14 protein-coding genes are annotated in these 12,834 nt (G+C 29.3%); all 14 read right to left on the bottom strand.

The window, feature by feature from the left end; all coding sequences use genetic code 11:
* Positions 1-75 precede the first annotated feature (75 nt).
* On the bottom strand, positions 76-2,301 hold the full coding sequence (locus ACI3VO_RS12955) for an LTA synthase family protein (protein ID WP_439758317.1): 2,226 nt from the start codon (positions 2,299-2,301) through the stop codon (positions 76-78).
* A gap of 128 nt (positions 2,302-2,429) precedes the next feature.
* Positions 2,430-3,971 (bottom strand): ASKHA domain-containing protein, encoded by a 1,542-nt coding sequence (locus tag ACI3VO_RS12950; protein ID WP_439758316.1) that lies wholly within the window; start codon positions 3,969-3,971, stop codon positions 2,430-2,432.
* Between the two features lie 12 nt (positions 3,972-3,983).
* A complete protein-coding gene (locus tag ACI3VO_RS12945) occupies positions 3,984-4,475 on the bottom strand; it encodes a VanZ family protein (protein WP_439758315.1) in 492 nt (163 codons plus the stop codon).
* A 178-nt stretch (positions 4,476-4,653) separates the two neighbouring features.
* Positions 4,654-5,226 (bottom strand): ethanolamine ammonia-lyase reactivating factor EutA, encoded by a 573-nt coding sequence (locus tag ACI3VO_RS12940; RefSeq protein ID WP_439758314.1) that lies wholly within the window; start codon positions 5,224-5,226, stop codon positions 4,654-4,656.
* A 210-nt stretch (positions 5,227-5,436) separates the two neighbouring features.
* Positions 5,437-5,934, bottom strand: coding sequence for a GNAT family N-acetyltransferase (locus tag ACI3VO_RS12935; RefSeq protein ID WP_439758313.1), 498 nt, complete (start codon positions 5,932-5,934; stop codon positions 5,437-5,439).
* Positions 5,935-5,941: 7 nt separating this feature from the next.
* Positions 5,942-6,223: a hypothetical protein gene (locus ACI3VO_RS12930; RefSeq protein WP_439758312.1), complete on the bottom strand. Its 282-nt coding sequence runs from the start codon at positions 6,221-6,223 to the stop codon at positions 5,942-5,944.
* A 136-nt stretch (positions 6,224-6,359) separates the two neighbouring features.
* Positions 6,360-7,313, bottom strand: a complete 954-nt coding sequence (locus ACI3VO_RS12925) for a DMT family transporter (RefSeq protein WP_439758311.1) — start codon at positions 7,311-7,313, stop codon at positions 6,360-6,362.
* 132 nt (positions 7,314-7,445) lie between these two features.
* Positions 7,446-7,823 (bottom strand): HsmA family protein, encoded by a 378-nt coding sequence (locus ACI3VO_RS12920; protein ID WP_439758310.1) that lies wholly within the window; start codon positions 7,821-7,823, stop codon positions 7,446-7,448.
* A gap of 30 nt (positions 7,824-7,853) precedes the next feature.
* Positions 7,854-9,038, bottom strand: a complete 1,185-nt coding sequence (locus ACI3VO_RS12915) for a PucR family transcriptional regulator (RefSeq protein WP_439758309.1) — start codon at positions 9,036-9,038, stop codon at positions 7,854-7,856.
* 169 nt (positions 9,039-9,207) lie between these two features.
* Complete coding sequence (locus ACI3VO_RS12910; protein ID WP_439758308.1) at positions 9,208-9,573, bottom strand: PTS glucitol/sorbitol transporter subunit IIA; 366 nt, start codon at positions 9,571-9,573, stop codon at positions 9,208-9,210.
* 291 nt (positions 9,574-9,864) lie between these two features.
* Complete coding sequence (gene srlE / locus ACI3VO_RS12905; RefSeq protein ID WP_439758307.1) at positions 9,865-10,896, bottom strand: PTS glucitol/sorbitol transporter subunit IIB; 1,032 nt, start codon at positions 10,894-10,896, stop codon at positions 9,865-9,867.
* 60 nt (positions 10,897-10,956) lie between these two features.
* Positions 10,957-11,505 (bottom strand): PTS glucitol/sorbitol transporter subunit IIC, encoded by a 549-nt coding sequence (srlA, locus tag ACI3VO_RS12900; protein ID WP_320626990.1) that lies wholly within the window; start codon positions 11,503-11,505, stop codon positions 10,957-10,959.
* Positions 11,506-11,520: 15 nt separating this feature from the next.
* On the bottom strand, positions 11,521-11,967 hold the full coding sequence (locus ACI3VO_RS12895; RefSeq protein WP_439758306.1) for a transcriptional regulator GutM: 447 nt from the start codon (positions 11,965-11,967) through the stop codon (positions 11,521-11,523).
* 17 nt (positions 11,968-11,984) lie between these two features.
* A partial coding sequence (locus ACI3VO_RS12890; RefSeq protein WP_439758305.1) for a PTS sugar transporter subunit IIA occupies positions 11,985-12,834 on the bottom strand: 850 nt, incomplete at its 5' end.

Here is a 12,834-nt window from a genome sequence, read left to right as displayed (position 1 = left end):
TCCTCCATTATAGGAACTAAGTCCTTTTCACTATATGAAGTAATTTTATCCATAAAATATTCCTTTCAGCTTAAATTATTCATCACTTAATTGAACTGTATCTGTCTGACTAAGCGGTATATCGTGAAGTCCTATTTGCTTGACTACGATGTCCTTTATATTATCCTTGTCCTCTTCCTCACAATAAACCCTCAAAGTATTTCTATTTACAAAAATAGTGCTCTTCTCTTCTCCATTTATAAATACAATACTTTTTCTAGTAAAATTTTTACCCTCTATACAAATCTGATTATCTTCTAAAGTCGCTTTTTCTAATGTTATATCCTTTGTTCCCATTTTCAAATTGCTCGCTTTAGTCTTTTCATCTTCATTTAGATAATAATCCTTTCCAAATAAAATATCGTACTCTACAAGCTCTAAATCTTTTTTATAATCCTCTTGACTTCCTAAAGTCTTGTGTATATTTTCCATAGGACCTAAATCTGAACCTGCAAGACTCAACATAATCGTACTCATTTGATAAGCAGATATATCTCCACCCTCAAAATCAGTATCTAAATCAAAATTGCTGTAAATAGCATATGGCGTAGTAGTTCTGTCTACACCTCCAGCATCTCGATTTAAGACATCTAAAGCAGGAGTATGATCTCCGTAAAAAACTACTATAGTATCTTCATCCATAGAATCGACTAAATCTACAACATCTCCAATAAATTCATCACTTTCATGAATTTTATTTATATAGTAATATATCTGATTAGTTTCTGTATCAGGCAAATTACTGCTTACTACCTTAATAGGAAACTCGTACTTATCAGAGTCAGTAGGATAAGGGCTGTGACCTTCAACTGATATTGTAAAAACTAAATCATTTTCTTCAGTAGAATTTAAGCATTCTTTTATGTATTTTGTCAATATTGTGTCCTTTGCCCAATTAGTCTCAGTTCTTTCTACATTGTCCATATATTCTATAGAAGTATATGTATCATATCCCAATGAACTATATGCTTTATTTCTATTATAAAAATTGCCTTGGTTGTTGTGTATTGCATGAGTTGAATAGCCCTGCTTTTTCAAGGTTGTAGCAACTGAATTTAAAGTCTCATGACCTAGGATAGTGTAATGTGGAACTTCACCATCTGTTAAAAATTCCAAATCTATTCCTGTCATTACTTCAAACTCTGTTCTAGCAGTTCCTCCTCCAATTGAAGGAGTCTTCATCTTTCCACTTATTCCATTTTTCATCAGCTTTCTAAAGTTCGGTATCGGATCCTGGCTATATAAAACACCATCAATTGTATTAGGATCCATAAAGCCTTCTAACTGAACAAATAATATATTTGGCTTTTTATCTGAACTATTTCCTATACTCTTTAATTCTGTACTGGCGACAGTTATACTGTCGTCATCAGCTGTTTTTTCATCGACTTTATTTCTTATAGCCAATATACTTTCTTGATTGTATTCATCTGGCTCAACTCTTATAAATCTCAAGCAAGATTCAATAGTTGAATAAACATATCCATTATATCTGTAAGTTTTGACCATATTTGCACTGTAGTATATTAAAGTTCTATCATTTACAAGCTTTAAATAATATGAATACATTCCGGCACATATTGCAACTGCCACTAATATATTGATATAGCTTGTAAATCTAGTGCTTCTCTTTTCTTTAATAAACAATATTACAAATCCCAATATTAAGGCTATTACTCCCACAATTGCAAGTATAACATTATTTTTTCCTAAAAAAGACTCTACCAATGGTAAAGCATCCCCTATGCAATAAACATCACAATATGCAATAGGTATTCCCCTAAATATAGATACTGCATAATTACAAAGAGATAATATAATCAAAATTCCACACACTAAAGCACAATAAAAAATCTTTTTCTTCAAAAAAACTAGTGGAGTCAATATCGACAATATAACTAGATAATCTAAAAGTAAGCACCATATTTGCCCCTCAGGTATATCTAAAAATATATAGAATTTATCCCATACATATTTCATAATAGGCGTCATCAACAAAATCAGTACAGCTTCACCTATATAATATTTTTTCTCATCCTTTTTAAATACAAAAATCATCGATAAAGGTAAAATTAAAATTAATCCTATCCCTAAATAAATAGTGCTATTATCTATAAACCCATAGCTTGTAGTACCCTTAGCAGATAAAATTTCTGTAATTAAAAAAAGAATAAATGCCGTATATATCAAGAATAATAATTCTTTGATTGAGCTTTTATTTGGTTTAAATTTTGTTTTATCAATTTTACTAAAAAACCTCATATTAATTTCCCCTTATTACTTCATTTTTACAGTAATATTTTAACATTAATTATCGTCATTTCAAAGTTTTGTCATGAAAATTTAAGAAACTGTTACATTACTAGCGCTTCATGTAACAGCTTCTTATTTTATAGTATTCCTCTTTCAATTAATTTCGCTTTAACTGTAGGATAATTATCTAAATCTGTATGTGGTAAAAAACTAGCAGCTCTCATTTTTCCTATGAAATCCTTAGCATCTTCTAGCCCAATGTAATGTATTCTTTCAGCTATGTCATCTACATCTTCAAGTAAGTTTCTATTCATAAGTAACTTATATGCTCCCTTTAGAGATGCATTTCCCGGGCAATGCATTTTAGATCTCTCTAAATCTGGATACATACCTATTGTGACAGCCGCTTCTACATCTAAATGTGTTCCAAAAGCCCCCGCTACATAAAAATCCTCTAAATCGTCTAGTGTAAGACCTACTTCTTCTAGTAAAAACGCAACCATTGTGTGTGCAGCTGATTTTGTCTTTAAAAATTGATTTATATCGCTTTGAGTAAATATTAATGATTGATCATTTCCGCTTTCTTCCTTTTTAGCATATTCTACTGCAAGCTGACCGTCTGCCTCTATTATATTTTCAGATGCTCCTTTTTTTATTACTCCAGAAAAGTCTACCCATCCATTTAAAAACATCTCTGCCAATAAATCTACTATACCAGAACCACATATTCCTAGAGGCTTTCCATCTTCTATAGTTGTGTATTTTATTTTATTGTCGATTATTTTTATAGTATCGATGGCACCCTTTCTAGCTCTCATGCCAAATTTACTTATACCACCTTCTAGTGCAGGACCTGCTGCTCCAGCTACAGCCACTAGAAAATCTTCATTTCCCATTACAAGCTCACCGTTTGTTCCTATATCTATAAATGCTGAAATTTCCTGTCTTTTATGTATTTCTGTGTACAGCATTCCACTTACTATATCGCCGCCAAAGTAATTTGCTACTGATGGAAAACAGTAAACATATCCATTTATAGGGATATCAATTTCTTCAGCTTTTATAAAGCTAGTTTGATTAAATACAGGTGTATAAGGTGTTTGGAATATAGTCCATGGATCTATATCAAGTAAAAAATGAATCATTGTAGTGTTTCCTGCTACTGTCATAATACTTATATCTTTTCCTGTTACACCAGTTTTTTCTGAAATTATATCAATTAATTCCTTAAAGGTATCTGTTGTTGCTTTATGTATTTCATGTAGTTTTTCTTTTGAATTTCTAGTATAGAATATTCTATTTAATATATCTTCTCCAAATGCAATTTGCTTATTAAATATACTTTCTTCTAAAATTATGTCTCCTGTAGTTAAATCTACGAATCTCATAATTACAGTTGTACTTCCCAAGTCCACGCACAATCCATAATTTCTACTTGTTGTATCACCTGGTTCAACCTCAGTAACTACCCAATCGTAATCGCGTTTTACTAATGTAACAGTTATCTCAAAATTAGCCTCTCTGCACATAGGATATAATTTTTTTATTATATTATAAGGTATAGTCACATTATCGTATTTTTCCTTTAGTGCTTTAAAAATTTTATCTCTATCGCTTTTTCTATTTTGATTATTTGGCATTTCTAATTTTAAAAATACTTTTTCACTCAATGCATTCATTTATTTCAACTCCTATCTTGATATAGATTTTTTTAATTTATTTTTTATTATATTAAATACTACAACTACAGTTATCCCAAATAACACTCCACAGCTATCTATCACCACATCTCTAAACTCACAGGAGCGACCTGGTACAAAATATTGGTGGATTTCATCAGAAGCTGCGTACAATACTGATATCAAAAATGCAGCTGTAAATTTATTTTTCAAATTAAACCTTTTAAAATAACTACATTCTACAAAACAAAGTCCTCCTAATACGGCATATGCACTAAAATGAGCTCCTTTTCTGACTACAAATTGCAAATCCTCTACTATATTATCTTGAATAGATTTATCAAGCCCTCTAAAATTTGCAAAAAACGTATTTAAAACGTTGTATGTAAATCCTCCACTTATATCTGAGGATTGTGTAGAATTTTTAGCTGACATACTAAATATAAATGCCATCCACAAAATTATAATTATCGCTAAAATAATTATTTTCGCTTTATCCTTCATTGCTTCACCTACCGATATAAAATTTATAATACTTCTAAACTATTATATCACTTATTTAAAAAAATAACTGAGCTTTTACATTGTAAATAACATAAAAGCCCAGTTATAATATGGTTATTAGCAATTAATTTTTATTATACAGTAATGTATAAAATTTTATATCAACTGTATTGATTTATTAGATATTGCAATTATTAATTTCTTGATATAACAACATACCTAGATTTCCATCCATAAATACATCCTCTTGTTTATCGGCAAAAATATATTTTGAAGCAATTCCCGTAAATATAATTATATTTGGTGAAAAATCCTCTTCAAATGATTTTCGACCGTTGATTACCATCTTAGAAAATCCCCAAGAGTAATCATTTAGATGAATTGTAGTAATCATTATATCTGCTAATATTTTACAAAGACCTCTAATTTTATCAACATCAGTAATTTCACCTTCTTGTAAATTTATATTGTAAAGTCTGGCTAAGTCCCTAATATCATTATCTAAATAAGTAATTGTGTTACTGTTTGAATCTATTTTCACTTGATCCACACCGATATTAAGACTTATAGTTCCTTTTGATTTCCCGTTTTGATAAAGACATACAGTAGTAACCTCGTCTTTTATATTAATTCTAGCAATAGAGGTTTGTCTGTCGCTTGATAAATTAATAGTATCTATGCTCTTATCTGACACAAGAAATCTTGATCCTTCGTTTTTATCAATAACCATATTGACAAACTTTTCATTCATAATTTTTCCCCCTAAAAACATAAAGAGACACCCTAAAATACTAAGATGCCCCATTGCAAATTAATTCTAATTTTCAAAATAATTTATATATTAAAATATAAATTTTATGCTTCTATAATAAATAATTTTCAAAAATTTGTCAATTTTATAACATTATTATTTTATAATATTTAAATTTTATGTATACAATATACTATATATAGATTTATATCACTTATTTTTAACCATAAAATATGCGTCCCATTCCTCATCATTATATTTTAACATGGCTTTTTTTCTCGATTCTACTTTGAAACCTACAGATTCATAGCATTTCTTCGCTGCTGGATTCACCTCAAAAACATTCAATGTAACTCTATCCACATTTAAAATATCAAAAGCATATTTTGTTATTAAATTAACAAGCTTCTTTCCATATCCTTTTCCTCTTTGTTCTGGATCTACTACGATAAATCCAATATGAGCACTATTAGCTTTATAATCAACATTTTTTATGGCTACATGTCCAATCGGCATTCCAGCTTCATCTAGCATCATAAAAACCCATCCATTTTCATCATCCTCAAATGTCTGTCTATGCTTAGATAATTGCTCCTTATCTAATGGATACTTATAAATACCTGCGCTCCACATATAAAATTTTCTCTCATCATCAAACCATTTTAATAAATATTTTTCATCTGTTTTTTTATATGGTCTCAGCCTCATATTAAAACTATTCTCCCTTCGAATTTTTAAATTTAAACTTTTTAATTTTCATTTTATTTTTGTACTTTGATTTTTTTGCTTTTCTAGTATTTTTATATTTTGCTTTCTTTATTTTCGCTTTTCTTTTATTCTTATACTTTGCCTTTTTCCTTTTGGTCTTTTCACTTTCCTTTATTCTTGCAGTTTTTTCATCCTCATCTTCAAAAATTCTAATCGCTCCATAAGTTAAAATAGCTGTCATCGCTATTTTGCGGCCTGTGTCTAAAGTTTTTTCAATTATATCCTTCATAGTAAAACCTCTTATTTTAATTAAAATATTTATCTATAAAATCCTTATTTAACATTATAACATAATACAAAATATTCATTCCAAGTTAAATATGCATATAAAAAATCCCCTAAAATTTTAGAGGACTTTTTATATATTATTTATATAAATTTTCAGGAGTAAATATAGAATATCTATTTTTATCTTTAAAAATATACTTTATTTTGCTTAACTTACTTGTTGTAAATCTCAACTTAGTTTCACAGATAATTATTCCTATAAAAATCACAACAAATCCTGCCAATAGCTTAGCTGTTAAAACCTCATTGTAGAATAATATAGATATCATAACACCAAACACAGATTCAAGGCTTAAAATAATAGATGCTGATGTTGAATTAATTTTTTCTAAAGCTACTACTTGAATTAATAAACATAAAGCTGTAGCAAACACACCTAAATATATTATTCCTAAAACTGCACCTTTAGTATAAACTACTGGCATATCTTGTTTGGCTATTACAACAGTCCATCCTAAAACTGCTACTACCGCTATTTGTATAAAAGCAAGTACTGTAGAATCGTTGCCCTCTTTACTTGAAAACTCAGCTGTAAGCATAATATTTACAGCGTAGAAAAAAGTAGATACTAAAATAATTCCATCACCTAATGTGATTTTAGCTCCTTTTTCAACAGAAACAAGTGCTACACCTATTACGCATATAATAGCTGATATTACACTGTATTTATCTGGCTTTCTCTTGAAAAATGCCCAAGATAAAAAAGGCACCATTACACAGAATGTAGCTGATAAAAAGGCACATTTACCTGCTGTTGAACCGTATTCCATTCCCAATACTTGTAGATAGTATCCTCCAAATAATGCAACCCCCATCATAATTCCGTGTTTTAACTCTGTTTTGCTCATATTTTTTATCTTTTTAAAATAAACCACAAATAAAATAATTGTGGCTATCGTAAATCTAGAAGCATTTATAAATGCTGATGACATTGTATTTGTAGCATCCTTTATAACAACAAATGTACTTCCCCATATGATAGCACATAATATTAAACAAACTTTATAAAATAATTCTCTGTTATTTTTCAATCTAACCACTCTCCTTTACAATTATCTGATGAGATAATTATATAAAAACGGAGAGATTAAGTTTTTGTATAAATTTAAATTTTATCGTAAAATTTTTGTAATAATTACAATCACCTTCACATTTAATAAAATCTAAGCCCTCATACCTATAAACATACCTATAATATAAGGAATTAACCAAATTGCCCACACAACAATACTGAATTTATGAAATACTTTTCTAGCATTTTCATCATTTTTAATTAAAATAACAGTTGCCCAAATAGCATGAAATGCCATTAAAATTAATGCAATCAAACCTGTTATCCCGTGAATATTAAAGCTAAAACCAGTTCCAGAAATTTTTCCCATAACAGTTGTTCCTGTAGTATCACAAATAAATCCTAACCAAAAAATTGCAGCATGCCATTTTAATAAAGTTCCATTTTTCTTTTCAGCAAAAACTCCAATCGTATAAAATATTAACGCCAATGTTATAGTGACAATTGCTAAAATAAGTAATTTTGACATAAAATACACCTCCAAATCATTTTTTTATTCTTATATATTTTGATATATCATAAATAACTTTATCCCAAGTGATAACTGTTCATAAAATTCAAATTCTGAATTTTTTATACCAAATATCTCTTTTAATTTACTAATTCTATATCTAACTGTATTTTCGTGAAGATTTATTATTTTTGCGGTTTCCTTTATATTTCCTCCTGATTTAATATAAGCTATAGAAGTATCTAATAATTCTGTATTGTACTTTTGATCGTATTGCTTTATTTTCCCAACAGTCTCATTGTAAAAACTCCTCATATGGCTATCACTATAAGATGGCATCAATATTTTATAAACACCTATCTCATAATAATATTTTTTATTTTGCTCTTCTATAGAGGCTACCCTCATAGCATACATAGCTTCCTTAAGTGCCATATTTAACTCGTCTATATTTTTATGAAAATTACTAACTCCTACATAATAATCATTTAAATTTACAAATAGACTAGACATTGCAAGACCGACTAATTTACTAAAATCAATGTCCTTTTTTTCTCTATGCCTATCCTCATAAGTATATACAATAAATATTGCTCCATGGTATCTATACGCTGCATGACTTATTTCTAAATCTCTATTTAAGGTATTTATTATACTAGATAAATTATTTTCTTCTATATATTTCTTAGGCTTTAAACATATCGAAAATAAATTATTTTTAAAAGAGATATTAAAATCCTTAGCCATATTTTTTACGCTGGACTTATCGAGCTCCTCCTTCAATAAAATACCTATCTTTGCCTCTTTGAAGCTCATGCTGTTTTTTTCTTTGTTTTTGTCATAAATTTCAGTGACTATATCTTCATAATAAGAGCCCTTTTTATCGAACATAAAAATAGGAAAATCCATATCATTTGCGTATTCGATAACTTCATCTGGCAAAACATCATAGTAGATATTTTTGACTGCCAAAGCTCCTACTCCATCTGAAACCAACCCCTTGACGCTCTCTAATATCAAGCTAGGATCGTCTTTTGCATATATAAGACTACTTAAAACAAAATCTCCTCTTCTAAAAACAGTAACTATCGGTTTATTAGACAAGCTTCTCTCATATTCGTAATCTAATATCGAAGCTCCTTCAATTTCTCTATCTAAGCCTCTATATCCTGCAACTAATTTAAAATCTTTTAAAGTCGGAAGTTTCATCGCTTCTAATATAGTAATTGCCATAAATTCAACTCCTTATCAAATACCTTTGCTACTTATTAATTATAGATTATATTTAAACATAATAAAACAACTCCCCGAAATATAAATCTCAAGAAGTTGTTCATATTAATAATATTTATGCCCTAATTCTGCAAAGTTATTCTACTTTATTTAATTATATTACTTTGAATTATTCAGTAACTATAGATATTTGAGTTCCGATGTCTAATTTTGGCATGTCAGCTTTTTCTACATTTATAGTTCCTGGTAATGTTGCTTCAGTTGATCCGTCGAATGAAATAGTAACGTGTCCTAAATTTTCAAGATTTCTTTGAGCTATTTCTCCTAAAGCTGTTATTTTGAATTTTGCTCCGTCTATAACTACGAATTGTCCTGGTTTGATTTCTTCTGTAGCATTTTTAACATCTATGCAATAACAGAAATCCTTTAATGTATCTGGAGCGTTATCTCCAAATAATATAAACATTGATTCTCCTTCAAATGAATCTACTAATGCACCTTTGCTTTTTACTTTATTATCGTATATTACTGCCATAATAATACCCCCTATATTAAAATATTATTTATTTTTAATTTTTAATTTTCTATATTAGAAAAATATAATCTATCTATCTTTAATTAAATGATAGCAGATAAACTATATTTTTATAACATAATATTGTAAATTTATACGTTTTATTATTCATTTGCATCATTTAATATTTACCTAGGAAGTAAATAGTTATTATTTACTTCCTAGTATCTTATTTTTTTAGTACACAACTTATTTAAAAAGGTTTTATCTAATTAATTTAAATATCTTTTAATTTTTTTCAATCAGTATATCTTATTGATATAATCCTATCGAGCATACCCAAGCTATTAAAACTCTTGGTACACCTGTTAAGAAACGAGAGTATAATACTGCTGGAACACCAACTTCAACTGTTTCAGCTTCTGCTTCAGCAAGTCCTAAACCAACTGGAACGAAGTCACAAGCACATTGAGTATTTATTGCGAATAATGCAGGTAATGCAAGTGATGGAGCTATATTACCTTTACCTATTTCAACACCTATTAAAGTACCTATTACTTGAGCTATAACTGCACCAGGTCCAAGTAATGGAGATAAGAAAGGTAGTGAACAAATGAACCCTAATATTACAAGACCTATACCATTTCCAGCAAGTGGAATCATTATCTTAGCAAACCAGTCACCTATACCAGATCCTTGGATTATACCTATTAGTAATGCAACGAATCCCATGAATGGTAAGATTGTATTTATCATTGTTTGTATTGCATCTCTAGCAGCTTGATAGAAAGTATTTACTACTTTACCAGCTCCCATACCGATTTTAGTTATTAAACTTTTGTTTTCTTCTCCTGCTAATGTTTCAGAGATTTTTTTGTCTGAGCTATATCTAAATTGTTTTTCTTCTTTCTTTTCTTCAGTAGCTTCTGCTTTTACTTCTTCTTTTGCTTCAGCTTTTACTGCTGATGGATCTGCTGGTTCTATTTCATCTAGACCAACTGCTGATACATATATATCTTCTGTTATAAATTTAGCTAATGGTCCACTTTTTCCTACTGGCATTACGTTTATAGTAGGTATTCTCTTTTGTGGGTATATACCACATCTAAGTGTTCCACCACAGTCTATTATTACTAGGAATATTTGTTCTTCTGGAACTGATGTTTTAAATCCGTTTACTGCTTCACAACCAGTAAGTTCTACTATTTTATCAACTATGTCTGGTTTTGCACCTCCACCAGTTATGTAAAGTAATACATTTTTTTCTTCAGTTGGTTGAACTGTTAATGGTCCACCAAATCCACTTGGTCCTTTATTTATTTTAATTGCATTATATTTAGACATTTATTTACTCCTCCCTAATTGTTACAACATAAATTCTATATTTCAAATTTACTTAAAATCTTAAGCTTCTTTTAATTCGTTACTTAATTCTATTCCTTGTTGTTTCATAACCATCTTAGTAGTAAAGTCTGTTGCCCATCCACTTAAGAAGTTACAAACTAAACCAACTAACATATATCTTACTGCAAGTGGCATATAGCTTAATCCTAATGTTGTTATACCGTTTGCGATTCCTAAGAATATGAATACTTCACCTGGATTGATGTGTGGGAATACACCACTACTTGTATGACAGAAATATGAAGCTGATGCATAATAACTTGGTTTTACTCTTTCTGGCATAAATCTACCAAGTGATAAAGCCATTGGGTTACCTAACATGAATGCTCCTAAGAATGGAACTATCATATATCTTAATAAAGGATTCTTTGCTGAAAACTTAGCAAATTTGTTTATTTTATTTTGCCCTACTAATGCTATTAAAGTGTTCATTGCTATAAGTAGTAATAATACTTTTGGAACTATACCACTTACCCATGATACGAAAGTATCAGCACCTACTGTAAATAAATTCATAAATCCTTCAGCGAAACTAACTATTAAATCCATACTATTTTCCTCCTCTTATTTTTGAGTTGCTAAATTTTTTATTGAACCTGTAAGTCTACTTAATGGACTTTCTGGCTCTGCTACTTCACCACCGCTCATTATTACGTTGTAGTTAGAAGAGGCTTCAAGTATGGCACCTTGCACTTGTTTTGGAAATCCCTTTGCGTCTTCTTTTGTTAATGTTGATACATTTAAACCTTCAAAGCCCTTTAATTTCTTAAATCTCGCAAGTACTGTCACACCTGACATATATGAGCTATCTAATATAATACCGTTGTCGTCTACTGCAAACATTACAATTGATCCTGCCTTAAAGGCACCTTTTTTCTTTCCAATAGCTACTTTTCCTTTTCTTCTAAGCTCTCCAAAATGTTTTGTAAAACTTTTCATTTGAATCATGCCAAGTGCGTATTGTGCTAAGAACGCTATACCAAAACAAATTAATAAAAACCAAAAGTTCATGCTCTCTTCTCCCTTCATTAATTAAATATATTATCTTGTTTTATGAAATACAGTAATAATTCTTTATAGTCTTTTACCTTCGAAATATTTTCAATAATCTCTTTATCTTTAGCAATAGCAATTATCTCATCGTAAATTTTAACCAATATAGCATCGTCCTTTTCGTCGCTATCTGGTATTGCTAATAAAAATACGACCTTTAAGTTATCAGATTTTTTATTCTTATCTTCCTCTGAAAATACTCCTATAGCAAATACTATTTTTTCTGTTTCATAATTTATAGCATGTGGTAAAGCTATATTTTGATCAAAAACCATCGTCGATTTCGATTCTCTTATGTGAATTCTTTCTTTAAAACCTTCATCTACATAACCTGCTTCGTAAAGGTTGTCTATCATAAAATCTACATTTTCTATATAAGATTTATTTCTATCTAGTATAAAAAACTTTTCTTCATCTAATAAACTAAGTACCAAAGATTCCATTCCTTGTAGCATTGGAATATCTAACTTTTCTGTATATCTTACGCTTTCAATCTTGTTTTTAAGCTGATTTTCATCAAATATTTCTTTTAAATGAATAATCGGTGTACTTGTATCACATTCAAATTTTATTGTCGATAAAACTAAATCGTATTCATCCAAAATTTCTTTATTTACTTGACTATCTGAAAACATATCTAGCTTAGTATCTATATCCACTATTTTTCTAAGCTGAGCAGCTATCAATCTAGCTGTTATCTTACCTGTTCCACAAATAATTGCTATAGAGCATATTTTATTTTGTTCGTAAGTATTTTCGGAAATAAATACACTGAAATAAACTGCTAAGAATCCTAGCTCATCCTTTGATACCTTCTTTTTAGTT

Origin of the sequence: Intestinibacter sp., from assembly GCF_051866655.1 — a bacterium.
Taxonomy (GTDB): domain Bacteria; phylum Bacillota; class Clostridia; order Peptostreptococcales; family Peptostreptococcaceae; genus Intestinibacter.
Note: the sequence above shows the minus strand (reverse complement) of the source record. Positions and strands in the feature narration are given on the sequence as shown.